This window comes from Vagococcus jeotgali, from assembly GCF_035918315.1.
Classification (GTDB): Bacteria; Bacillota; Bacilli; order Lactobacillales; family Vagococcaceae; genus Vagococcus; species Vagococcus jeotgali.
On the sequence record NZ_CP142146.1, the window covers coordinates 282,770 to 306,566 of the forward strand.

Sequence of the window (23,797 nt, forward strand, 5' to 3'; positions counted from 1 at the left end):
AGGAGGAGTTTTTTATGACAGCAACACAAGAGTATCATTCAATATTAGTGGGAACAGATGGAAGCGACCAAGCAAGACAAGCTTTTGAAAAAGCAATTGCTGTTGCCAAACGTAATCATGCCAAAGTAGTGGTAGCTCATATTATGGAACATCATTTATATGGAGGCACGATGTCATTTTCAACTTATACGCCAGATTTAATTCAAGATGAAACAAATGAAGCAAAATCATTACTAAAAGAGTACGTCGAAATAGCTAAGAGCCTAGATTATGACAATGTGGAAACAGTGTTGGAATTTGGCTCACCTAAAGTCATGATGGCAACAGATTTACCAGAAAAATACAAAACAGATTTAATCATGGTAGGTCAATCAGGGTTAAATGCTGTTGAAAGATTTGTGATGGGAAGTGTGAGTGATTATATTATCCGCACAGCTTCATGTGATGTCTTGGTTGTTAGACCAGATTAGTAAGTGATGATGGGAGATTAAAAAATGATAGTAAGTTATAATTTAGAGGCTGTAGGGGATACGTTGATTATTGTTACAGCTAATAGTTTTGATAAAGAAGTAAAGTATATTAGACAAAAAAATGTATCGTGTATTATGATAGCTGAGAACGACCAAATTGTCGGTTGGAATATTTTTGAAGCATCACATCACATTACAAATTTAAAAGGTAATGGACAAATTGAATTATCTCCTTCACAAATCACAGAGTTAAACTTAGTTGTGAAAGAGGCAGGATTTGCAACAGAATTTGTTGTAGATAATGACCCTAAATTTGTTGTAGGTTACGTTCATACAAGTGTAGATCATGAGGATTCTGACCATTTAACTGTTAATGATATTGAAATTGACAATGCTCAACATGTTCAAATCGTTTGTGGTGCTTCTAATATGAAAGCTGGCTTGAAGGTTGTTGTTGCAAAAGTTGGAGCGATGATGCCAGATGGTTTAATTATTTGGCCTGGAGAATTACGAGGAGTTAAGAGTGATGGTATGGTCTGTTCTGCTAAAGAATTAGGTCTTAAAGATGCACCAAAAGAAAAAGGTATTTTAGAATTAGATGATTCTTATGTGGTAGGATCTAAATTTGTTTTACCTGAAAAGTAAGGTTAATAGGTATTAAAGAACACCTTATGTTTGTTGTTTGATACCTATTGATGTAGAATGAAGTATGAATGATAATTTTAAGGGGGTAATCCAATGAGTTTTACAGATGAGACAGTCCAATTTGATTTTGGCGACAATAATAAAAAAGAAGTTAGCGAAACATTAGCTATCGTTTATTCAGCATTAAAAGAAAAAGGATACAACCCAATTAACCAAATTGTTGGTTACCTATTATCTGGCGATCCAGCTTATATTCCACGTTATCAAGATGCAAGAAACTTGATTCGTCGTCATGAACGTGATGAAATCATGGAAGAGTTAGTAAAAAGCTATTTAGTGGATAGTGGCATTAACTTATCATGAGAATAATGGGATTAGACGTTGGCTCTAGAACAGTGGGAGTAGCTGTAAGTGATTTAATGGGATGGACGGCTCAAGGTATTGAAATCATCAAAATCAATGAAGATGAAGAAGAGTTTGGTATTGAGCGCTTAGGTGAGATTGTCAAAGAGTATCAGGTAGAAAAATTTGTTGTTGGCTTACCTAAGAATATGAATAATACTATCGGCCCAAGAGCAGAGGCTGCCATTTATTATGGAGATTTATTAATTGAGACATTTCATTTACCTGTTGAGTATCAAGATGAGCGTTTATCAACAGCAGCAGCAGAAAGAATGCTAATCGAGCAAGCCAATACATCACGTGCAAAACGTAAAAAGGTGATTGACAAACTTGCAGCTGTTATTATTTTGCAAAATTATTTAGACAAGAAGGTTTAATAGCCTTTTTGTCTTTTTTTTTGTATAATGGATGAGGTAAGTAGAATACAATAGAAAAGAGGAAATCACTATGACAGATATCCATGATCACAGCCAAGATGCAGATGATTTAATCACATTAATTGATGAAGAAGGTAACGAGGTTTTATTCCGTATTCACTTAACAATTGATGGACAAGAGCAATTTGGGAAAGACTATGTATTATTATATGATGCAAGTACTCCAGAAGGCGAAGAAGTTGAATTATTAGCTTATGCTTATGAACAAGCAGAAGATGAAGCAGAAGGCAAATTACAAGAAATCGAAACAGATGCAGAGTGGGACATGATTGAAGAAGTTTTCAACGCATTTGAAGACGAAGCAGAAGAAGAAGAGTAAAAGATATAGAGGCTGACCTAAAAGTCAGCCTCACTTTTTGTTTATAGATAGATTAAATAAGTCAAGAGGTGAAGGTTAATGGTGACTATAAAAGACGTTGCACAACATGCTGGTGTCTCTGTAGCAAGTGTCTCAAGGTATATTAATAATAGAGGCTATGTTAGAGTGCAGACAGGTGAAAAAATAGCAATAGCTATAAAAGAACTAAATTATGTTCCAAATGAGATAGCTAGATCCTTATCTCAAAAAAAATCAAAATTAATAGGTGTGTTACTTCCAGACATTACTAACCCCTATTTTCCTTTGATAGCTAAAGGTATAGAAGAAACTTTAATTAAAAATGGTTATATGATGTTACTAGCAAATACGGCTGATTCAACAAAACAATTAAATCAATATATGACAACATTTGCCCAAAATAATGTTAGTGGTATTATCACAGCTCTACCCATTGAGCCATTGGAAAATATGATTGTTGTAGGGGTTGACCGTGTTTATGATAGTCATATTAATACTGTTTTACCAGATGATTACCTAGGTGGTCGGTTAATAGGTGAAAAATTACTTACGACAACATTCAACAATATTTTAATTATTACCGGAGACTTGTCATTTGAAAGTGCTAAAAATAGATTAAATGGCTTATTAGATGTGATTGATAAAGAAACAAGTTCTTATGAAATTTATGAGTCGTTATCTTTTAATGTTTCAGATATTGACACCATTAGTTCTGTTTTTTTTGAGAAGTATAAACATGTTGATACACTTGTTGCATCAAATGATTATTTGGCTTTAAAAATGATGCAAAAAGCACAGCAGTTAGGTTTATCTATACCAAAAGACTTACAGATTATTGGTTATGACGGCATCCCTTTCACAGAGATGACATACCCTAAACTAACAACTATTAAGCAACCTGCTTATGAATTAGGTAAAAAAACAGCTGAAGTGATGATAGAAGCATTAAGTGGTTCTACAGCTGAGATCAAAGAATATATTTTACCTGTTGAACTTCAAAATGGCGAAAGTTTGAGATAAAAAAAGGTTTACAACATCTATTTTAGATGTTACTATACAAACAAAGGTAACCGGTTACATTTTTTAAGTAAATAGGTAACCGGTTACTCATAATAGGAGATGAAGATAATGAAAATAGGTGTTATTGGAAGTTTGTCAACTGATTTTGTTGTTACAACAAAGCAGATTCCAAAACAAGGAGAGACGGTTTTAGGTGATAGCTTTAATACATATTTTGGAGGTAAAGGTGCTAATCAAGCTATTGCAGCAAGTCGTGCTGGAGCCGAAGTATTTATGTTGGGTTCAGTAGGTTCAGATTACCAAGCAGATTTGTTACTTAATAATCTAAAAGAAAACAACGTGGATATTTCGATGATGAAAAAAGTTGAAGGTGTTGAAAGTGGCTCTGCTCACATTCAAATCAAAGATGGCGACAATCGTATTATTGTCGTACCTGGAAGTAATGCTTATACAAAAATAGATATGATTCAATTCTATCAGGAAAAGTTAAAAGCTATGGATGTGATTGTTTTACAAAATGAAATCCCCATAGAAACAGTGAAATATGTGATCGATTTTTGTCATGAACAGAGTATTAAGGTACTTTATAATCCAGCACCTGTAGCTGATATAGGAGCTGAATATATTGAAAAAGTCGACTTTTTAACTCCTAATGAAGGAGAATTTGCTATTTTATTTCCTGATGATACTTTAGATGACATGCTAGAGAAATACCCTAATAAGCTGATTGTTACTTTAGGGGATAGAGGTGTTATATACCACAACGGCTTAGAAAATGTCATTGTTAAAGCAGAACATGTCACAAATGTAGTTGATACAACAGGAGCTGGAGATACATTTAACGGGTATTTAGCTAAAGGTATTGCTGAGGAGTTATCTCTTTTAGAGTGTTTAAAATTAGGTAATAAATCATCAGCACTATCAATTCAAAAAAAAGGAGCACAACGTGGTATTCCTTTTATCGAGGAGATTGAATAACATATGAAAAAACATGGCCTACTTAATTCAGAGATATCTAAAGTAGTTGATGATTTAAGACATACAGATCAAATTATTATAGCTGATTGTGGTTTACCTATTCCAAATGGTGTTAAAGAGATTGATATTTCCTTGGTGCTGGGAACACCTGATTTTATATCAGTTTTAGAAGTTATATTATCAGAGGTTGTTATTGAAGAGCTAGTTTTAGCAGACGAAATATTAGAGTACAATTATGAGCTATATCAAAAAATAAAAGACTTGATAAAGGTACCGACTTCTTTTGTGTCACATAGAAAATTTAAAGAAAAAAGTCATCATGTTAAAGCAATTATTCGAACAGGGGAAGCTAGCCCTTATGCCAATATCATATTACAATCAGCTGTTTGTTTTTAAAATAGGAGGGAGGTTATATTATGGACGTTCAAATGACTGAGATTAATAAAAGTTTTGGAACAAATCATGTCTTAGAGAGTGTTGATTTTGAACTACATGCAGGTGAAATTCATGCCTTGATGGGTGAGAATGGTGCAGGTAAATCTACATTAATGAATATCTTAACAGGATTGCATAAAAAAGATTCTGGGAGTATCTTAATTGACGGTCAAGAAAAATACTTTCATAATCCAAAAGAGGCAGAAGAATTTGGGTTAACTTTTATCCATCAAGAGATGAATACTTTTTCAAATATGACTGTCTTAGAAAATATGTACTTGAACCGAGAAATTAAAACGTCTTTTGGTTTATTAGACAACGCCGATTGTAAAATTAAGCTAGACAAATAAAAAAATCATTTGTGATACACTCAAATTGTCCAAATTGTATTTCCGACGAAAGAAAACAAGGAGAGTGATCACAAATGACCTATATACATCTTACTACAGACGAGCTTGTTTTAATAGAATCTTATTATCACCAAGCTAAAAAAGTTAAACATGTTGCTGATACTTTAAAAAGATCAAGACAAACTATTTATAATGTTTACAACGCTTTAAATGAGGGATTATCTATTCTAGATTACTATCAAAGATACAAAAAAAATAAAAAGAAATGTGGAAGGCGTCCTATTTCTTTACCTGATAATGAAACAAAATATATTCAAAACAAAGTGGCTCAAGGATGGACTCCTGACGTGATTATCGGTCGTGCTGAGATTTCTATTTCTTGTTCTGTTCGGACACTTTATAGATTGTTCTCGCGTGAATCTTTTGATTCCACAACTTTACCAATGAAAGGTAAAAGAAAACCTAATGGGCATAAAGAAAAACGAGGTAAACAAGCATTTAAACGAACCATTCATCAGAGAGACGCTGAGCATAACGAGTTTCAAAGTGAATTTGGTCACCTAGAAGGTGACACTATTGTTGGGAAAAATCATAAAAGTGCTGTTATTACATTAGTTGAAAGGTTATCAAAAGTTATTATTACCTTAAAGCCAACAGGGAGACACGCTATAGATATTGAGAATAGCTTAAATGAATGGTTAAAAAAATGCCCTAATCACTTGTTTAAATCTATCACATTTGATTGTGGCAAAGAATTTTCTAACTGGAAATCTATCAGTAACTTAAATGATATTGATATCTACTTTGCTGACCCTGGTACACCTTCACAACGAGGTTTAAATGAAAATTCTAATGGACTATTGCGTAAGGATGGATTGCCTAAGAAAATGGATTTCAACGAAGTTGATGAATCTTTCATTCAATCTGTTGCATCCAAAAGAAATAATATTCCTAGAAAATCATTAAACTATAAAACACCATTAGAAGTATTTTTGAGCTATGTAGACAATGACATTTTGTCTAGCTTAATTTGACAAATGAAACAATAAAAAAATGGCACAAGGTGCTGATGCTATTTTTCAAGAGTTACAGATTTCTTTGGATATTAATGAGCAAGTATCCAATCTTTCCGTTGGTGAACAACAAATGCTAGAGATTGCAAAGTCACTAATGTTAAATGGACAAGTGTTGATTATGGATGAACCAACAGCAGCACTATCAGAATCAGAAATAAATAACTTGTTCAAGATTATCAGGAAATTAAAGGAAAAAGGAGTAGCCATTGTTTACATCTCGCATAGAATGGAAGAAATTTTTGAGTTATGTGACCGAATCACAATTATGAGAGATGGGCACTCAATCAGTACTTATCGAATTAAAGATGTAGAAATGGATCAAATTGTTCGTGATATGGTAGGACGTGATATTGGAGATTTTTATCCTGAAAAGACAAATCCTATAGGGGAAGTAAAATTTGAGGTTAAAAATTTGTCATCAAAAAATTTATTTCATGATGTATCGTTTTCTGTAAATGAAGGTGAAATATTAGGTTTTTCAGGGTTAATGGGAGCCGGCAGAACAGAAATAATGCGAGCTATTTTTGGGATTGATTCACATGACTCAGGCGAAATACTCATAGAAGGAAAAGTAGTCAGTATAAAAGAGCCCTTTGATGCTATAAAGCACGGAATAGGCTTCTTAACAGAAGATAGAAAAGAAGAAGGGTTGATTTTAGATTTTAGTCTAAAAGATAATGTATTGCTTCCTTCTGTTGATAATTTTGTAAAAAAAGGAGTCATTGACCAAAAAACATCCAATGACTTCGTAGAATTACTTCTTAAGCGTCTAACTGTTAAAGCAGAAAGCATGAATGATACTGCAAGTAGTTTGTCTGGTGGAAACCAACAAAAAGTTGTACTAGCTAAGTGGGTTGGTATTGGCCCGCAAGTTTTAATTTTAGATGAACCAACTAGAGGTGTTGATGTTGGTGCAAAGCGAGAAATTTATTTATTGATGAATGAATTAGCGGCAAGAGGAGTGGCTATTATCGTCATATCAAGTGATTTACCAGAAGTTATTAGTATTAGTGACCGGATAGTAGTCGTTAGAGAAGGTCAAATTGCTGGTGAGTTGATAAAAGAAGAGGCCACACAAGAAAAAATCATGAACTTAGCAACAGGAGGAAATTAATGATGGAGAATATAAAGAAAAGAAAAGTTAGTCTTGGCTCCCTAGGGCCTTTACTGGCCTTAATCGTTTTAGTCATCGTTGTTACAATTTTAAACCCCAATTTTATTGCTCCAAATAATCTATTAAATTTATTAAGACAAATTTCGATTAATGCTTTAATTGCCTTTGGAATGAGTTTTGTCATTTTAACAGGAGGTATTGATTTATCAGTTGGTTCTATTTTAGCTTTATCAGGAGCCTTAACAGCAGGACTCATAACTAATGGTATATCACCAGCTATTGCCATGTTAATTGGAATGATTTTAGGTTCATTTTTAGGATTATTAAATGGTTTATTGATTACAAAGGGAAAAATGGCTCCGTTTATTGCCACATTAGCCACGATGACAATTTATAGAGGAGCAACTTTAGTTTACACAGACGGCAACCCAATAACTGGTATAGGGGATAGTTTTTTATTCCAATTTATTGGTAAAGGTTATCTATTTGGAATCCCATTTCCAATTGTGATTATGCTATTATTTTTTATCATCTTATATATCTTATTACATAAAACAGCTTTTGGTAAGAAAACTTATGCTGTTGGAGGTAATATTAAAGCTGCTAAAATTGCTGGTGTCAAAACAGATAGAGTCCAAATTATTATTTATACGATTTCAGGTTTGATGGCTTCAATATCAGGTATTATTTTAACATCACGATTAAATTCAGCACAACCAACATCTGGTCAAGCTTACGAAATGGATGCTATTGCAGCTGTAGTTTTAGGTGGTACAAGTCTATCTGGTGGTAAAGGTGGACTATTTGGTACATTAGTTGGTGCTTTAATTATAGGAACTATAAATAATGGACTAAATTTACTAGGTGTATCTAGTTTCTATCAGCAAATTGTAAAAGGAATTGTTATCATTATCGCTGTTTTATTAGATAGAAAACAAAATAAAGATTAGGAGGAAAAAAAGTGAAAAAGAAATTATTACTATTAACGGCAGGCTTAACAATGTTCTTGGCAGGGTGTAATGCAGTATCATTGGGTGATAATGATGGTGGACAAGAAACTGTCAAGGAAGAAAAACAAGCATCTGATTTAAAGGTTGGTGTGAGTATTTCCACTCTTAATAATCCATTCTTTGTGTCTGTCAAAGAAGGTATTACAACTTTAGCTAGTGAGAATGATACTAAGACAATTATTTCTGACGCACAAAATGATGCCTCTAAACAAAGTAATGACATGGATGATTTGATTCAGCAAAAAGTGGATGTCATCTTAGTTAACCCAGTGGACTCCTCAGCTATTCAAAATGCTGTTGAATCTGCTAATGCTGCCAATATTCCTGTGATTACTATTGATAGAAGCTCAGATGGTGGCGAAGTTTTAACGTTTGTCACTTCTGATAATGTTAAAGGTGGAGAAATGGCTGCTAATTTTATTGTTGAAAAAGTAGGTAAAGGTGCTAAAGTTGCCCAACTAGAAGGAACTCCTGGTGCTTCAGCAACAAGAGAGCGGGGAGAAGGTTTTGAGAATATTGCCAAAAATGATTTAGATATCATCCAAAGTCAAACGGCTGATTTTGACCGAGCTAAAGGTTTAACGGTTATGGAGAATATGTTACAGTCCAATTCAGATATACAGGCAGTCTTTGCCCAAAATGATGAGATGGCATTAGGTGCTGCTGAGGCATTAAAATCTGTTGGAAAAAAAGATGTCATCGTTGTCGGATTTGATGGCAATGATGATGGTATTAAAGCTGTTTCCGAAGGGAAAATAGCTGCTACTATTGCTCAGCAACCAGTTGAAATGGGTAAATTGTCACTTCAAGCAGCTTATGATTATTTTGAAGGAAAAGATATTTCTCCTAAAATTGATTCACCACTAGAACTTGTGGAGTACAAGTAAATAGTTTAATCTAGATATAAAATAAGTCAAAAGCCTTAAAAGTCCCATGCAATTAATGTGAATGGGATTTTTAAGGCTTTTTATCTCCTTTAAAATAATAAGACTACCGGTTAAAAATAGCTTGGGCTTTTTTGGTATTAGCAAAATGAAGTTTCGCATATTTATTTAGTAAAGATAGGCCACCTTGTTTTAAAATTTTAGCCGCAGCCATATCAGAAGCTGCTCCTGCTCCAGAAGGAACAGTAAAGCCTAATTCACTACTTGCCTTATCTAATTCTTCTAAAAATTCAGCTCGGCAAATAATGGAAGCAGCAGCTACTGACAAATGGTATTGTTCTCCTTTTGTTGTAAAATAAAGAGGAGAGGTGACAGGGTGTTGTTCTTGTTTCAAGTATTTACGATAATTAGCTTCAGGTGTGAATTGATCAATTAAAATACCTTCTGGTTTGATTGGTGCGATTTCTTTTAGTAATAGGTAGATAGCTTGATTGTGCAGGGCTACTTTCATTCGGTTAACATTATATCTAGGTTGTATGTCATTGTATTTTTCTGGTGTAACAGTTAAACGTTTGTAGGGGATAACATGAATAATTTCTTTAGCAATTCTCCTAATATCCTTATCTGTTAGCATTTTAGAGTCTTTAACACCTAACTCTTTTAAGAGGGCCATATGTTTGTGTTCAACATAAGTAGCACATACAACAACAGGTCCTAAATAACTACCATTGCCTACTTCATCACTACCAACTACTGACCAAGTATCAAAATCTTTAGGTAATGGAGAGTTTTTTGTTGTTGCACTCTCTTTTTTCTCCTTAATTTCTCCGCTCCATTTATTAGTCTCATCACGAGCATCTACACCTTGAAAAACAACTTTTCCTGATTCATAAGCTGTGATTGTCACGCCACTTTTTTTAGCTTGAAACACAGCATAGGGCGGTGTCTTAACAAGTTGTGATTGATAAGTTTCTTTCATTTTTTTTATGGTAGACACACTACAGACTTTGGTTATTGTTTCTTGCATGAGCTTCATCCTTTATGTTAAATAGTATTGATTTAGTATAGCATGATTTTACTTAATGGATATGTAGAGAAATGAAAATTGTCAATCCTCTAGAAATTCGCTATAATTGTTATTAATTGTATTAGTCAAAGGAAGAGGGAGGTCACATTATGACTCAAGAAGAGAAAAAACGCTACAAAGCTAATATAGCTGGTAAGACCTATACTATTATTGGTAAAGAAAGTCATTTTCATATGGATATGGTAAGTGATTTAGCGAATGAACAGATTGAGATGATCAAACAACAAGGTCCAACTTTGACAACAGAACAAGTTGCAGTCTTGCTAGCTATTAATACGATTTCCAATCAGGTGAAACAACAAGAGATTATTGTTAGCTTGAAAGAGGAAAGAGATTATTTGGAAAAAGAATTAGAAAAAATGTTCGAACTTGAAGAGCGTCTTGAACGTATTGCTGAGCGTGAAAAAGAAGCTAGAAAAAAAATCATAAGTGAAAATCGTGAATTAACAGAAGAAGAAGCACTAAATCAAATTGAAGTTCAAAAAGTGCTAAACGAACAAGTTAAAGAGAAAATAAAAAAGAATAATAGTCAAAAAAAAGAACAAGTCTTCACAAATAATAATTAAGTAAGGTTTGAATTTATGTTAACAATTATAAGTATCATCATTTTAGGAACAGCTTTTTATGCAGGTTATAGACGTGGTTTAGCCTTACAGATTGTCTATTTTTTAGGGTATACACTAAGTTTTATGGCTGCAAAACATTTTTATAAAAGTGTGGGGAAGAAAATTGAGTTGTTTGTTCCTTACCCAGCACCAACCCCAAAAACTCATTTTACGATTATGGATAATGCTTTAGTCTTTGACTTAGATAAAGCTTTTTATGCATCTTTTGGTTTTATTTTAGTTTTATTTGTGGGATATTTATTAACAAAATTTGTGGGCATGTTATGCTATAGGTTAACATTTACCTTTCTTCTTAAAAAAGGTAACTCTCTAGCAGGGGCTTTAGTCAATACGTTTGTCACATATATTGGGTTGGTTTTGGTGCTTACCATGTTGAGTATGATACCACTAGATTTTATTCAATCAGCTTTTAAATCAAGTAGTTTAGCTAGTTTTATGGTAGAGAAGACGCCATTTTTATCAAGTGATTTACATAGATGGTGGATTACAGATATTATTAAGTAAGAGAGCCGTGCGTGGTTCTCTTTCATTTTAGAAGTCAAAATGAGGATGTGACATAATGAAAAAAAGGATTTTAGATGTATTAGAATTTGAAAAAATAAAGCAACACCTTTCTAAGTATATGGTGACAAAATTAGGTACAGAGCACTTAACAACATTAACTCCGACAAATAAATACCAAGAGATTGAAGAAGCATTATTAGAAACTGAAGATGGTATGACAGTTTTAAGATTACGTGGTGGTATACCTATGCCCGTATTAGAAAATATAAAACCCCACATGAAACGAATAGAAATTGGAGCAATGTTAAATGGATTGGAATTAGCTCAAGTAGGACGAGTTTTACAATCTGTTCTTGAAATTCAGTCATTTTTTGATGATTTAAAAGAGTTAGAGATTGAATTACATCGTTTATACGAATGGTCCGATAAAATGATTGCCTTACCAGATATTGCAAGAGTCATTAAACGTTCAGTTGATGAGGATGGTTGTGTCACTGATGACGCATCGAGTGAACTAAAACAAATTAGACAAAGTATTAAAAAAAGTGAGCAGTCAGTTAGAGAGCAACTTGATGGTATTATTCGTGGTAGTAAGGCGAAGTATTTAAGCGATACGATTGTTACTATGCGTAATGATCGCTACGTTATCCCAGTTAAAAGTGAATATCGTAGTCAGTTTGGTGGCGTAGTACATGACCAAAGCGCCTCTGGTCAGACAGTGTTTGTGGAGCCAAGGCAAGTAGTAGATCTAAATAATCGTTTAAGACAACATCAAATTGCTGAACGTAAGGAAATTGAGAGGATTTTAGCTGAATTGTCTAATGAAATTGCCCCTTTTCGTCATGATATTTTACAAAATGCTTTTGTCTTAGGGAAATTAGATTTTATTAACGGAAAAGCACGTTACGGAAAAGAAATCAAAGCGGTGGTTCCAAAATTAAGTTCTGAGAAGAAAGTATTCTTAAAACAAGCAAGACATCCTTTGATTGATCCAGATAAAGTAGTACCAAATGATATTACAATAGGTGATGAGTATCAAGCCGTTGTGATTACTGGTCCTAATACTGGGGGTAAAACAATTACGCTAAAAACATTAGGTTTACTTCAATTAATGGGTCAAGCAGGACTTGCCATTCCAGCTGATGAGGAGAGTGTGATTGGCGTATTCTCTAATATTTATGCTGATATTGGGGATGAGCAGTCTATTGAGCAAAATTTATCAACCTTCTCATCTCATATGACAAACATTGTCTCTATTTTAGATGAACTAGATGAAAATAGTTTGGTTTTATTTGATGAACTTGGAGCTGGGACTGACCCACAAGAAGGTGCAGCTTTAGCGATTTCTATTTTGGATAGAGTTGGTGCAATAGGTGCTTACGTTATGGCAACCACTCATTATCCTGAGCTGAAAATCTATGGATATAATAGAGCTAAGACAATTAATGCTAGTATGGAGTTTGATGTGGATACACTAAGTCCAACTTACCGCTTATTAATTGGTATTCCAGGACGTAGTAATGCCTTTGATATTTCAAAGCGTCTAGGATTATCACCTGATATTATAGAACAATCAAAACAAATTATTGATGGTGAGAGTCAAGATTTAAATGAGATGATTAGTGACTTAGAGAATCAGCGTAAGATGACAGAGACAGAATATTTAGAAGTCAGACATTTTGTTGACGAGGCGGAAAATTTATATCTTGATTTAAAAGAAGCTTATGAATTGTTTTTTAGTGAACGTGAAAAAGAGATGAACAAAGCTAAAAAAGAAGCCAATGAAATCATTTCTAAGGCTCAAGTTGAATCAGATAAAATGATCAAAGATATTCGTCAGTTGCAACTTAAAACAGGGGATAGTGGATCGGTTAAAGAACATGAATTAATTGCTGCTAAATCCCAACTTGCTGATTTAAAACATGATGAGAATCATTTATCTGAAAATAAAGTCTTGAAGAAAGCCAAAGCTAAAAAAGATTTTAAACCAGGTGATGATGTCATGGTAGAAGCATTTGGTCAACGAGGTAGTTTAATTGAGAAAATTAGTAATAAAGAGTGGATGGTTCAAGTTGGCGTTTTAAAGATGAACATTGCAGAATCAGGATTAACTAAAGTCGTACCTGAAAAAGAAGAAAAAGTCAGAGTTGCACACGTCAGAGGTGATAGTGGCGGAAGTAGGCGTTCTGTCAATACGCAGCTAGATTTAAGAGGCAAGCGCTTTGAAGAAGCTATTGCAGAAGTAGATCAATATATTGATTCTGCGCTTCTAGCTGGTTACCCACAAGTAACTATTGTCCACGGAAGAGGGACTGGTGCACTTAAAAAAGGTGTACAAGATTATTTAAAGAGAAATAGCCGAGTTAAAAAATATGAGTATGCCCCCGCAAATCAAGGCGGAGACGGAGCAACGATTGTTAGTTTTTAATCGTGAGCAGATTTCTAGTCTATAATTACCCCATATGGTACACTTTATTTATAAATAAATAAATAAATGAATGATTTAGGAGATGACAAAGAAATGGTAGAAAATATTACAGATCAAAATTTTGAAGAGAAAACAAGTGAAGGTTTAGTTTTAGTAGATTTTTGGGCACCTTGGTGTGGACCATGTCGTATGCAAGGACCTATTTTAGATGGTTTAGCAACAGAGTATCAAGATAAAGTGAAAATTGTTAAAGTTAACGTTGATGATAATCCTGCAACGAGTCAAGCTCATGGTATTATGAGTATTCCAACTCTTCTACTTAAAAAAGATGGGCAAGTAGTTGAACAATTAGTTGGAGTACAACAAAAACCTCAATTAGAATTACTTTTCAATAAATATCTATAAGAATAATTTGATCATTCAGTGAGCCTTAAGGGTTCACTGAATGATTTTTTTTATGAGTGAGGGTATACTAGAGTAGAATTTAAAAGAGGTGAAAAAGATGAATGAAACCATTAAACATAAATTGGCATTGTTACCTGATCAACCTGGATGCTACTTAATGCGTGATAAGCAAGGAACTATTATCTATGTGGGAAAAGCAAAGATTTTAAAAAATAGAGTGAGATCATATTTTACAGGAAGTCATGACGGAAAGACTCAAAGACTAGTTAGTGAAATCGAAGACTTTGAAACCATCATCACAGAATCAGACATAGAGGCTTTATTACTTGAGATCAATTTAATTCAAGAAAATAAACCGAAATACAATATTATGCTAAAAGATGATAAAAGTTATCCCTTTATTAAAATTACAAATGAAAAAGCCCCTAGACTACTAATTACTAGAAAAGTCTTAAAAGATAATGCTATTTATTTTGGACCTTACCCTGATGTTAGGGCAGCAAATGAAACTAAACGATTGTTAGATAGAATTTATCCTTTGAGAAAATGTAAAAATCTACCTAATGAAGTGTGCTTGTATTATCATATGGGTCAATGCTTAGGTCCTTGTATCAATAAAGAGGTTGAAGAGCAGTACAAAGGAATGGTAGAGGAGATTAAATCTTTTTTAAATGGTGGCTATACTGACATTCAAAAAGATATTGAGAAAAAAATGATACAAGCTTCAGAAGACATGGAATTTGAAAAAGCAGCAGAATACCGTGACCAAATCCAGTCCATTCAATCGGTGATGACAAAGCAAAAAATGACGAACGCTGATTTTATCGACCGAGATGTTTTTGGTTTTTATGCTGATAAAGGCTGGATGGTCGTTCAAGTCTTTTTTGTCAGACAAGGCAAATTAATTGAGCGAAATGTATTTGATTTTCCTTTTTATGCTGACCCTGAAGATGACTTCTTATCTTTTATTGGACAATTTTATCAAGAAAATCACCATTTTATCCCTAAGGAAGTTTTACTACCTCAAAATGTAGATAAAAAATTAGTTGAGGCGATTATTCCAACCAAAATCTTACAACCAAAGCGTGGTGAGAAAAAAGACTTAGTTGAGCTGGCTAATAAAAATGCCAAAATATACTTAAGAGATCAGTTTAGTTTGATTGAGAAAAAAGAAGACAGAACCATTGGCGCTGTTGATAAGTTGGGCCAAGCGATGCGAATACCAACGCCTTATAGAATTGAGGCGTTTGATAACTCTAATATTATGGGAGTAGATCCTGTTTCTGCTATGGTTGTTTATGTGGATGGAAAGCCTTCGAAAAAAGATTACCGAAAATTTAAAATCAAAACCGTTGAAGGCCCTGACGATTATGCTTCTATGAAAGAAGTTATCTATAGAAGGTACTCAAGAGTGATTAAAGATAATCTTCCTATGCCTGATTTGATTTTAATTGACGGAGGGAAAGGTCAAGTTCATGCGGCTAAGGAGGTATTGGATAACCAACTAGGAATTGATATTCCCATTGCTGGTCTTGCTAAAAACGATCAACATAAAACAAGTGAGTTGTTATTTGGACCTCAACTAGATGTGATTTTGTTAAAACGTAATTCACCTGAATTCTTTTTATTACAGCGTATACAAGATGAAGTCCATCGTTTTGCTATTACTTTTCACAGAGCGACTAGAAGTAAAACGAGTTTTGCATCAAAACTTGATGGTATTACAGGACTTGGACCTAAACGGAAAAAATTATTATTAAAAGAATTTAAGTCTCTAAAGAATATTGAACAGGCATCAATTGGTGAGTTACAAGAAGTAGGACTTCCAAAAGATGTGGCTGAGAATGTTTTTAAACATTTTAATCATAATTAATTCATGGTCAAAAAGCTTAAAAAATGATACAATCGGTACCAGATTTTGGAAAGAGTGATAAAGGAGAAATTCAGTGAGATTAGCAATTAATATCGTGACGATGGTGATTATTTTTGTAAGTATGTTTGTTTATTATCGTCAAGTGAAGCGAGTGAAGAGAACAGAATATGGATACAAAGTCCTGGCTAATACGAGTCAATTGACGATGAGTGCATTTATACTAGGGTTAGGTATATTATTGACAGAGTTAAATGCTTTTGGGTTAAGTAGGAAAGAATTCACAAATCATTTATTGATTTATGGTGCTTTTGTCAGTTTAGTGACTATCTTTGGTATTTGGTATTATAATCAGACATTAAAAGACAATTAGATACACAAAAAAAACGGCCCGAGAAATTGACAAATTTGTGAAAAAGACCTATAGTAGCCTTGAGAAACAAGTTGGAGGCGGAGTATAAAATGAGCAGACCGAAGATAGTGATTTTGGGTGCAGGTTATGCAGGATTAAAAACTGCAAAAGAGTTATGTAAAAAACATGTTGATGCAGAGATTACCATCGTAAATAAAAATGATTATCATTATGAATCAACACAGTTACACGAAGTAGCAGCAGGTACTGAACCAGCTAGCAAAATTTCATTTAATGTTGTTGATGTACTAGATACAAAAAAAGCAACTTTTATTAAAGACACAGTTGTTAAAATTAATACTGATAAACAAACTGTTGATTTAAAAGATAAAGGCAGTATTTTTTATGACTATTTAGTAGTTGCTTTAGGGTTTGAATCAGAAACATTTGGTATTCCAGGTGTTAATGAAAATTCACTACCTCTAGTCAACATTAAAACAGCAGAGGCAGCTAGAGCGCATTTAGATAAAACTTTAGCTAATTATCAAAAATCTAAAGATGAATTAGACTTATCTATTGTTGTTTGTGGTGCTGGATTTACAAGTATTGAGTATTTAGGAGAAATTACTAACCGTATTCCTAAACTAGCTAAAACAATGAATTTCCCAGCTGATAAAGTTAAGATTACATGTATTGAAGCAATGCCAACATTACTACCGATGTTCCCAGAAAAATTAGGTCAATTTGGTATTGATGTCTTGAAAAAACGTGGTGTAGAATTTAAAGTAGGTACACCAATCAAAGAAATCAAACCAAATACTGTTGTTTATGAAGAAAAAGGTGAGTTAAAAGAAGCTGATGCTCACACTATTATTTGGACAACAGGCGTTAGAGGTAGTCATGTTATTGGTGACTCAGGGTTTGATGAGCGTCGTGGGCGTGTTGTGGTTGAAAAAGATTTACGTGTTGAAGGTTATCCAAACATCTTTATGATTGGAGATGTTAGTGCCGTGATGGATGAAGCGTCAGGTCGTCCTTACCCAACAACTGCACAAATCGCTTTAAAACAAGGTGGATCTGTGGCAGATAACTTAGCTAGATTATTAAATAATCAACCAACTGAACCATTTACTTTTGAATCCCAAGGAACAGTTGCCTCAATTGGTAATAATTGTGGTATTGGTCAAGTCTTTGGTAAACATCAAGTAAAAGGTTATATGGGTTCAGCTATTAAGAAAAGTATCATTAATAAATCATTATTAGATGTAGGTAATACTAAAGTGTTACTTAAAAAAGGTCGTTTTGATTACTACCATTAATGGTAAAAAAACAGGGATTCCGCTTTGGAACCCCTGTTTTTTAGTTATCAGCATATTTTGGACTTTTCTCATGAATATAATACATTAACCCATCATAGATAGCATCAGCTACTTTTTGATGATATTTCTCGCTTTGAGCATAAGAAGCATCTGTATCATTATTAATGTAACCTAGTTCTAGTAAGACACTTGGTTTTTTATTTTCTTTTAAGACTAGGTAATCTTGCTTAGCAAAACCTCGGTTACTTAGTGGCAAGATGCTAGCAAGACTGTCATTGATATCTTGAGCTAATTCTTTGCTGTTACTTTGATTATAAAATGTAGTCGTTCCAGACCCCTCATTTGGCTCACCTGTTGAATCATAATGCATACTGATAAAAGTATCAGCTTGGCTTTCAGAACTTTTTTTGGCAATGTTCAGTAGAGGAACAATCTCATCTTTCTCTCTAGTCATTAGCACATTAAAGCCGTGGCTTTCTAATTCTTTTTTAACAACTTTGGCTGTAGCAAGAGTTAAATCTTTTTCAACGACAGTCCCATCATTTGTTTGTGCTCCTGTATCATTACCACCATGACCAGGATCTAACATAACAGAAAATTCTGACATAGGTATAGCCGGCCTTTTCTCATCCTTAGAAAGTTCTCTAGTTGTGACTTCAAAAGGAGCTAAAAATCCAACAAACCCATCATTAGTGGAAACTTCAACCCAACCGTTATCTTGCTCGGAGATGACATTTAGTTTAGTGGCATAAGGTAAGCTAGTTAAGGTGTCACTTGTAGGCTCTTTTGTTTTTAAAAGATTAGCCTCACTAACAGCGACATATAAGTGGTCTTGCTTTTTAATACTAGGTCTCTTACCTTTTCTAATACTAACATCTTCACTCTTAACCCAACCATACTCCTCACCAGTATAAATTCTGACCCAACCATTTAATTCTAAAGTAACGGTTACTTTTTGTTTCCTTTTTAGTTTTCTTAAAGTCTTGCTCTTAGCATCATTAGTTTGTTTTAGTTCAACTTTTCTATTTGAAATAATAGCAGGCAAGTTAGTATAAGGGCCTGATGTTCCGTCAAATAGCAACCACTGGGCAACCCAACCTTCAACTTTATCAGCTGTTTGTATTTTATACCAGTGATCTTTTTCATCAATAATAGTGACTTTGTCTTCTTGATGAGTTTGAGTAATAACTGGTGAAAAAGGACTGGGTTGTGCTCTAAGATTTGCCGCAATAGTGTCGACATAGACAATCTGTTGCCCTCCTCTCATTAGAAAAAATCCTAAAAAGACCAGAAGAATAATCGCGATATTTATTAAAAATAATTTAAGTAAATTTTTATTTGTTTTCACACGTTTCACTTTAATAACCTCACAACTTATTTGTTCCTGTCATTATAACAAAAAAAGTCTGTATTTAGTAGAGAGTTACCTTGGTAATCACTGTCAATCGAACATAAAAATGTCCCAAAATGAGGGCTCACATTAGCGCAATCTTTACTGCGTAAAACTTGCACTAATGTGACCATTATTGGTAAAATAAGGTACTTTTTGTTTCAGGCTGTTTTTTCAGCCTCATATTCTTCGATAGTACGGTCAATACTTTGAAGATACCTTTTGAAAGACTCAAGTTTCCACGGATGTGACTGTGGTGGAATGTACTTGCGTCTTTCTTTTTTTATATCTGAAGAAACCCCATCAAACTCTTTTGAATAGGTCTCGTGGGTTTTTAATCGTCTAGTAGGATAAATTTTTTCTGCTATATTAACATAAATCTCCCCGTTAAAAGCTTTTATAATTAATGCTTTTGTTTTTCTTGTAAAATATTTGTCGCTACTACCTTCCATTGGAAGATAAAATTTATTTTGATACTTAATATGATGGCCATTATCGACTATACGATGAGAGACAGTAGCTAGTAATAAATTAATTTCAGCTGTTGTAGGAGAAGTTTCATAAACACTTTCTGCAGTTTTGTGACCAAATTGTCGATTAAACTTTCGAATCCATACAGATAGAAATTGATTAGCCTCCTCTATAGAATGTATATTTGCTATCTCAAGATCAACAGGCAATCTTGATTGCACTGTCCCATTTAAACGTTCTACACGACCTTTCGCTTGAGGAATAGAGGATGTTTTTATGTCAATACCTAATTGATGACAAGCAAACCCAAACTGCGTGAACGTATCTTCTTCTACAGCTTTTGTTGATTTTCTGTTGTACTCAAAGACGGTTCGTTTATCTGTTAGAAAAGTGGCAGGAATCCCTTGTTTTGTCAGAATTTGATGAAGAACATGGTAATAACCATTGAGCGTTTCCTGTTGGTCAAAATAAGCGCCAACAATATTACCTGATGCGTCGTCAATAGCTAAATGAAGATGAGTTATTTGATTTCCAAACCAATTATATGAACTAGCATCTAATTGAATTAATTCTCCTTTGTATTTTTTTCTAGGTCGACTAGGATGGGTCTTTTCAGGGAGTTCTAGGTAGTCTTCAGCTCTTGGAACCAATAGGTTCTCTGATTGTTTGGTTTGTTGACCTTCTTGCTTTATTAATTGTTTGAGTCTTCTTTTTGTCTTTTTTTGAGCCTTTGGTGAAAGTATTTTTGCTTTGTACAGGATGCTTCTAATTGTAGTATCTGTATAACAGATATGATGGTCGTTTTTCAGTATTTCAGTAAAATGCCTAATATTTGGTTTAATACTAAACGATTGATAACTAGTGATTATTTGTTGTTTTACTTTTTCAGGCACAGAGTGCTTATTTTTTCTCCCTCGATTTTTATGGACAAATGCTGATTTACCATTTTCCCTGTATGATTTCACTAAACGGTTAATTTGTCGTATAGATAAATTAAGTTCAACACTAGCTCTCTTTTTTTGTTTTTTATTTTCAGCGACAGCTTTAATAACTTGATACTTTTTGGTTTCATTCATTGTTAGATTTATCCTTTTCATAAAGTTATTTTATCATTTTGGGACATTTTGTCTTTCGACCTACTTAGGACATTATCACTTTCGAATGATATTAGTAGAGAGTTACCTTGGTAATCACTTGACTTTTAACAATATCTTTAGTATTTTAGTTAATAATATCAATGAAAGAGATGCTTATTTTCATGTTTAGTCAGAGAGGGTATATGTGGTGAGAGTACCTAGAAAAAAAGCAGACACTCTGGAGATAGATGGTTAACCCCATTCCGTTTACGAAGGTTATATCGTAAGAGAGAAAAAATAAGGGATTATTTTTTCTAAAATTAGGTGGTACCGCGTGTAAGTGATTATTCGCCCTTGTTGTTATTTACGCAAGGGCTTTTTTTATTGAAAAAGACTAAGGAGAGTTTTATTAATGGATAAAAGAACAAATTATTGTGGTTTAATATCAGAAAAAGAATTAGGTGAAGAGGTCGTTGTTAAGGGCTGGATTCAAAAACGTCGTGATTTAGGTGGTCTGATTTTTATCGATTTAAGAGATAGAGAAGGCATTGTTCAAGTTGTTTTTAATCCTGAAGTCTCAAATGAAGCTTTAGAAATTGCTGATTCATGTCGAAGTGAGTATGTGATTGGTGTTAAAGGTAAGGTTGTTAAGCGTGGTGATTCTGCAGTTAACCCTAAGATGAAAACAGGGACAATTGAAATTATAGCCGAGGATATAGTTGTATATAATGAAGCAAAAACACCTCCTTTTGTGATAGAAGATGATCAAACAATTAGTGATGATGTACGTATGACGTATCGTTATATGGATATTCGTCGCCCGTCAATGATGAATACGTTAAAATTACGTCATGATGTGAGTAATGTTATTCGTAATTATTTAAATGATCATGGTTTTATGGATGTAGAGACACCTTACTTAAATAAATCAACCCCAGAAGGCGCTCGTGATTATCTAGTACCATCGCGCGTTCATCCTGGACATTTTTATGCTCTACCACAATCACCGCAAACAACGAAACAGTTGTTAATGGGTGCTGGTGTGGATCGTTATTATCAAATTGTTCGTTGTTTTAGAGATGAAGATTTACGTGGAGATCGTCAGCCAGAGTTTACCCAAGTCGATATTGAAACAAGTTTTTTAAGTGCTGAGGAGATCCAAACTTATACAGAAAATATGTTAGCTAAAGTAATGAAAGATGTGATGAAACAAGAAATCACGTTACCATTCCCACGTATGACTTATGACGATGCTATGGATAGATACGGAAGTGATAAGCCAGACACACGCTTTGGTATGGAGTTAATTGATTTAAAAGATGCTGTTAGGGATGTTGAATTTAAAGTATTTCAAAATGCACTTTCAACTGGCGGTCAAGTAAAGGCTCTTAATGCTAAAGGAGCAGCTGGTAATTATTCTCGTAAAGATTTAGATAAATTAGGTGAATGGTTAGCTCAGTTTGGTGCTAAGGGACTTGCCTGGGTTAAAGTAGAAGAAGATGGACTTAAGGGTCCAATTGCTAAGTTTTTAACAGAATCTACTGATGCCATTAAAGAAGCGACACAAGCTGAAGTGGGTGATTTGTTATTATTTGCAGCAGATACAAGCTCAGTTGTAGCATCATCTCTTGGTGCGCTACGTAATCGTTTAGGTAAAGAGTTAGATTTAATTGATACAGATAAATTTAATTTCTTATGGATTGTGGATTGGCCACTTTTAGAGTATGACGAAGAAGCAGGCAGATATGCTGCAGCTCATCATCCATTTACTATGCCAAAAGAAAGTGATATTGAGTTATTATCAACTGCACCAGAAAAAGCATATGCACAAGCATATGATGTTGTCTTAAATGGTTATGAATTAGGTGGAGGATCACTTAGAATTTATCAACGTGACCTTCAAGAAAAAATGTTTGAAGCATTAGGTTTTACTAAAGAATCAGCAGCTTCACAGTTTGGCTTCTTATTAGACGCACTAGAATATGGTTTCCCACCACATGGGGGAATTGCTTTAGGATTAGACCGTTTAGTGATGTTACTTGCTAAGAAAGATAATATCCGTGACGTCATTGCCTTTCCTAAAAATAGCCGTGCAGCTGACTTAATGACATCAGCTCCAAGTACTCCCTCAGCTGACCAATTAGAAGAATTATCTTTGCGTGTCACAAAGGAGGAAAAATAATCAATCTATCATGGATTGAGGAGAATAAATGATGGAAAAAATAAAAACATATAAAGATTATATGGTTGATAATGGCTATATGGAAAAAATATCGATGGCCTTTGTAAATGGGATATTACAAGCAATTGCCCTAAATTTATTTTGGCAGCCTGGTCATATTTATGCCAGTGGAATTACAGGTTTGGGACAAATTATTGTCACGTTAACTGAGAAAATGTCAGGTATCGGCCTACCTATGGGGGTTGTATTGTATTGTTTAAATATCCCCTTGTTTATTCTAGCTTGGTTTAAACTAAGTAAGAGGTTTACCATTTTTACAATGATTTCAGTCTTTATGACGTCCTTGTTTGTCCAACTAATTCCTGTAACTGTTTTATCTGAAGATCCTATTATTTGTGCGATTTTTGGTGGGGCAATTTGTGGGTTAGGTGTCGGACTGGCTCTTAGAAGCGGTTTGTCATCAGGAGGACTCGATATTGTGAGTATGACAATTCGTAAAATGACAGGACGTAATATTGGATCTTTAAATATCTTTTTTAATGCATGTATTATCATGACGTCAGGTTATTTATTTGGTTGGCCATATGCGTTTTATAGTGCTTTCTCTATTTTTGTAAATGGTAAAGTGGTAGATATGGTCTTTACTAAACAGAAAAAAATGCAAGTTATGATTATCACAACACATATGGAAGATGTGGTAGAACAACTTCATGGAAGAATTCGTCGTGGTATCACGATTTTAAATGATGCTGAGGGAGCTTTTAATCATAATGAGCAAAAGGTATTATTAACTGTTTTAACAAGGGATCAAATTCCTATTTTACAAGCAGTAATGGAAAAAGCTGATCCAAAAGCTTTTGTTAGTATTTCTGAAAATGTGACGATTATGGGGAATTTTTATGAGACCATTGATTAACAGACAAAAAAAG

General features: G+C 33.9%; 23 protein-coding genes and 2 pseudogenes. 22 read left to right on the forward strand and 3 right to left on the reverse strand.

All coding sequences use genetic code 11. The features are described from left to right. Window positions 1–14: 14 nt before the first annotated feature. From VSF34_RS01535 to VSF34_RS01595, 13 genes and pseudogenes are all read left to right on the forward strand, one after another. Window positions 15–470 (forward strand): universal stress protein, encoded by a 456-nt coding sequence (locus VSF34_RS01535; protein ID WP_326717365.1) that lies wholly within the window; start codon window positions 15–17, stop codon window positions 468–470. Window positions 471–494: 24 nt separating this feature from the next. Then, on the forward strand, window positions 495–1,115 hold the full coding sequence (ytpR, locus tag VSF34_RS01540; protein WP_326717366.1) for a YtpR family tRNA-binding protein: 621 nt from the start codon (window positions 495–497) through the stop codon (window positions 1,113–1,115). A gap of 93 nt (window positions 1,116–1,208) precedes the next feature. Further along, complete coding sequence (locus VSF34_RS01545) at window positions 1,209–1,478, forward strand: IreB family regulatory phosphoprotein (RefSeq protein WP_326717367.1); 270 nt, start codon at window positions 1,209–1,211, stop codon at window positions 1,476–1,478. Further along, a complete protein-coding gene (gene ruvX / locus VSF34_RS01550) occupies window positions 1,475–1,894 on the forward strand; it encodes a Holliday junction resolvase RuvX (RefSeq protein WP_326717368.1) in 420 nt (139 codons plus the stop codon). Before VSF34_RS01545 ends, ruvX begins: the two co-directional genes overlap by 4 nt. A 70-nt stretch (window positions 1,895–1,964) precedes the next feature. Continuing rightward, entirely contained in the window at window positions 1,965–2,273 is a 309-nt protein-coding gene (locus VSF34_RS01555; protein WP_326717369.1) for a DUF1292 domain-containing protein, read from the forward strand. A 78-nt stretch (window positions 2,274–2,351) separates the two neighbouring features. Further along, complete coding sequence (locus tag VSF34_RS01560; RefSeq protein ID WP_326717370.1) at window positions 2,352–3,311, forward strand: LacI family DNA-binding transcriptional regulator; 960 nt, start codon at window positions 2,352–2,354, stop codon at window positions 3,309–3,311. Between the two features lie 108 nt (window positions 3,312–3,419). Further along, window positions 3,420–4,289: a ribokinase gene (gene rbsK / locus VSF34_RS01565; RefSeq protein ID WP_326717371.1), complete on the forward strand. Its 870-nt coding sequence runs from the start codon at window positions 3,420–3,422 to the stop codon at window positions 4,287–4,289. A gap of 3 nt (window positions 4,290–4,292) precedes the next feature. Then, window positions 4,293–4,685 carry a D-ribose pyranase gene (gene rbsD, locus VSF34_RS01570; protein WP_326717372.1) on the forward strand — a complete coding sequence of 131 codons (393 nt, stop codon included), beginning with the start codon at window positions 4,293–4,295 and terminating at the stop codon, window positions 4,683–4,685. A gap of 20 nt (window positions 4,686–4,705) precedes the next feature. Beyond that, a pseudogene (locus VSF34_RS01575) lies at window positions 4,706–5,041 on the forward strand (ATP-binding cassette domain-containing protein); the annotation flags it as partial. Between the two features lie 107 nt (window positions 5,042–5,148). Next, window positions 5,149–6,108, forward strand: a complete 960-nt coding sequence (locus tag VSF34_RS01580) for an IS30 family transposase (RefSeq protein WP_326716323.1) — start codon at window positions 5,149–5,151, stop codon at window positions 6,106–6,108. Between the two features lie 7 nt (window positions 6,109–6,115). Then, window positions 6,116–7,264: pseudogene (locus tag VSF34_RS01585) on the forward strand (sugar ABC transporter ATP-binding protein); the annotation flags it as partial. Then, on the forward strand, window positions 7,264–8,214 hold the full coding sequence (locus tag VSF34_RS01590) for an ABC transporter permease (RefSeq protein ID WP_326717373.1): 951 nt from the start codon (window positions 7,264–7,266) through the stop codon (window positions 8,212–8,214). The pseudogene VSF34_RS01585 and the gene VSF34_RS01590, both read left to right, overlap by 1 nt. A 50-nt stretch (window positions 8,215–8,264) precedes the next feature. Then, a complete protein-coding gene (locus VSF34_RS01595) occupies window positions 8,265–9,161 on the forward strand; it encodes a D-ribose ABC transporter substrate-binding protein (RefSeq protein WP_326717993.1) in 897 nt (298 codons plus the stop codon). A gap of 103 nt (window positions 9,162–9,264) precedes the next feature. On the opposite strand, the gene rnhC is transcribed toward VSF34_RS01595, so the two are convergent. After that, window positions 9,265–10,185 carry a ribonuclease HIII gene (gene rnhC / locus VSF34_RS01600; protein ID WP_326717374.1) on the reverse strand — a complete coding sequence of 307 codons (921 nt, stop codon included), beginning with the start codon at window positions 10,183–10,185 and terminating at the stop codon, window positions 9,265–9,267. Window positions 10,186–10,334: 149 nt separating this feature from the next. Between rnhC and zapA the strand changes: the two genes are divergently transcribed. From zapA to VSF34_RS01635, 7 genes are all read left to right on the forward strand, one after another. Next, window positions 10,335–10,811, forward strand: a complete 477-nt coding sequence (zapA, locus tag VSF34_RS01605) for a cell division protein ZapA (protein ID WP_326717375.1) — start codon at window positions 10,335–10,337, stop codon at window positions 10,809–10,811. A gap of 15 nt (window positions 10,812–10,826) precedes the next feature. After that, entirely contained in the window at window positions 10,827–11,375 is a 549-nt protein-coding gene (locus tag VSF34_RS01610; RefSeq protein ID WP_326717376.1) for a CvpA family protein, read from the forward strand. A 55-nt stretch (window positions 11,376–11,430) separates the two neighbouring features. After that, window positions 11,431–13,803: an endonuclease MutS2 gene (locus VSF34_RS01615; protein WP_326717377.1), complete on the forward strand. Its 2,373-nt coding sequence runs from the start codon at window positions 11,431–11,433 to the stop codon at window positions 13,801–13,803. 93 nt (window positions 13,804–13,896) lie between these two features. Further along, window positions 13,897–14,208, forward strand: coding sequence for a thioredoxin (trxA, locus tag VSF34_RS01620; RefSeq protein WP_326717994.1), 312 nt, complete (start codon window positions 13,897–13,899; stop codon window positions 14,206–14,208). A gap of 97 nt (window positions 14,209–14,305) precedes the next feature. Continuing rightward, a complete protein-coding gene (uvrC, locus tag VSF34_RS01625; RefSeq protein WP_326717378.1) occupies window positions 14,306–16,081 on the forward strand; it encodes an excinuclease ABC subunit UvrC in 1,776 nt (591 codons plus the stop codon). A gap of 73 nt (window positions 16,082–16,154) precedes the next feature. Beyond that, on the forward strand, window positions 16,155–16,451 hold the full coding sequence (locus VSF34_RS01630; protein ID WP_326717379.1) for a hypothetical protein: 297 nt from the start codon (window positions 16,155–16,157) through the stop codon (window positions 16,449–16,451). Window positions 16,452–16,540: 89 nt separating this feature from the next. Beyond that, window positions 16,541–17,749 (forward strand): NAD(P)/FAD-dependent oxidoreductase, encoded by a 1,209-nt coding sequence (locus VSF34_RS01635; protein ID WP_326717380.1) that lies wholly within the window; start codon window positions 16,541–16,543, stop codon window positions 17,747–17,749. A gap of 40 nt (window positions 17,750–17,789) precedes the next feature. Here the strand turns inward: VSF34_RS01635 and VSF34_RS01640 are convergent, their stop codons facing one another. Both VSF34_RS01640 and VSF34_RS01645 read right to left on the reverse strand, forming a co-directional pair. Beyond that, window positions 17,790–19,016: an N-acetylmuramoyl-L-alanine amidase gene (locus tag VSF34_RS01640; protein ID WP_326717381.1), complete on the reverse strand. Its 1,227-nt coding sequence runs from the start codon at window positions 19,014–19,016 to the stop codon at window positions 17,790–17,792. Window positions 19,017–19,300: 284 nt separating this feature from the next. Continuing rightward, window positions 19,301–20,686, reverse strand: a complete 1,386-nt coding sequence (locus VSF34_RS01645; RefSeq protein WP_326716316.1) for an ISNCY family transposase — start codon at window positions 20,684–20,686, stop codon at window positions 19,301–19,303. A gap of 412 nt (window positions 20,687–21,098) precedes the next feature. Here VSF34_RS01645 and aspS point away from each other — a divergent pair, with 412 nt between their 5' ends. Beyond that, window positions 21,099–22,868 carry an aspartate--tRNA ligase gene (gene aspS, locus VSF34_RS01650; protein WP_326717382.1) on the forward strand — a complete coding sequence of 590 codons (1,770 nt, stop codon included), beginning with the start codon at window positions 21,099–21,101 and terminating at the stop codon, window positions 22,866–22,868. Between the two features lie 31 nt (window positions 22,869–22,899). Continuing rightward, window positions 22,900–23,784: a YitT family protein gene (locus tag VSF34_RS01655; RefSeq protein ID WP_326717383.1), complete on the forward strand. Its 885-nt coding sequence runs from the start codon at window positions 22,900–22,902 to the stop codon at window positions 23,782–23,784. The last annotated feature ends 13 nt before the right edge of the window (window positions 23,785–23,797 follow it).

Bases quoted from the DNA above. Each gene is read 5' to 3' on its own strand.
- VSF34_RS01535 (WP_326717365.1), top strand. From the start codon at position 15: ATGACAGCAACACAAGAGTATCATTCAATATTAGTGGGAACAGATGGA.
- ytpR (WP_326717366.1), top strand. From the start codon at position 495: ATGATAGTAAGTTATAATTTAGAGGCTGTAGGGGATACGTTGATTATT.
- VSF34_RS01545 (WP_326717367.1), top strand. From the start codon at position 1,209: ATGAGTTTTACAGATGAGACAGTCCAATTTGATTTTGGCGACAATAAT.
- ruvX (WP_326717368.1), top strand. From the start codon at position 1,475: ATGAGAATAATGGGATTAGACGTTGGCTCTAGAACAGTGGGAGTAGCT.
- VSF34_RS01555 (WP_326717369.1), top strand. From the start codon at position 1,965: ATGACAGATATCCATGATCACAGCCAAGATGCAGATGATTTAATCACA.
- VSF34_RS01560 (WP_326717370.1), top strand. From the start codon at position 2,352: ATGGTGACTATAAAAGACGTTGCACAACATGCTGGTGTCTCTGTAGCA.
- rbsK (WP_326717371.1), top strand. From the start codon at position 3,420: ATGAAAATAGGTGTTATTGGAAGTTTGTCAACTGATTTTGTTGTTACA.
- rbsD (WP_326717372.1), top strand. From the start codon at position 4,293: ATGAAAAAACATGGCCTACTTAATTCAGAGATATCTAAAGTAGTTGAT.
- VSF34_RS01580 (WP_326716323.1), top strand. From the start codon at position 5,149: ATGACCTATATACATCTTACTACAGACGAGCTTGTTTTAATAGAATCT.
- VSF34_RS01590 (WP_326717373.1), top strand. From the start codon at position 7,264: ATGATGGAGAATATAAAGAAAAGAAAAGTTAGTCTTGGCTCCCTAGGG.
- VSF34_RS01595 (WP_326717993.1), top strand. From the start codon at position 8,265: ATGTTCTTGGCAGGGTGTAATGCAGTATCATTGGGTGATAATGATGGT.
- rnhC (WP_326717374.1), bottom strand. From the start codon at position 10,185: ATGCAAGAAACAATAACCAAAGTCTGTAGTGTGTCTACCATAAAAAAA.
- zapA (WP_326717375.1), top strand. From the start codon at position 10,335: ATGACTCAAGAAGAGAAAAAACGCTACAAAGCTAATATAGCTGGTAAG.
- VSF34_RS01610 (WP_326717376.1), top strand. From the start codon at position 10,827: ATGTTAACAATTATAAGTATCATCATTTTAGGAACAGCTTTTTATGCA.
- VSF34_RS01615 (WP_326717377.1), top strand. From the start codon at position 11,431: ATGAAAAAAAGGATTTTAGATGTATTAGAATTTGAAAAAATAAAGCAA.
- trxA (WP_326717994.1), top strand. From the start codon at position 13,897: ATGGTAGAAAATATTACAGATCAAAATTTTGAAGAGAAAACAAGTGAA.
- uvrC (WP_326717378.1), top strand. From the start codon at position 14,306: ATGAATGAAACCATTAAACATAAATTGGCATTGTTACCTGATCAACCT.
- VSF34_RS01635 (WP_326717380.1), top strand. From the start codon at position 16,541: ATGAGCAGACCGAAGATAGTGATTTTGGGTGCAGGTTATGCAGGATTA.
- VSF34_RS01640 (WP_326717381.1), bottom strand. From the start codon at position 19,016: ATGAGAGGAGGGCAACAGATTGTCTATGTCGACACTATTGCGGCAAAT.
- VSF34_RS01645 (WP_326716316.1), bottom strand. From the start codon at position 20,686: ATGAATGAAACCAAAAAGTATCAAGTTATTAAAGCTGTCGCTGAAAAT.
- aspS (WP_326717382.1), top strand. From the start codon at position 21,099: ATGGATAAAAGAACAAATTATTGTGGTTTAATATCAGAAAAAGAATTA.
- VSF34_RS01655 (WP_326717383.1), top strand. From the start codon at position 22,900: ATGGAAAAAATAAAAACATATAAAGATTATATGGTTGATAATGGCTAT.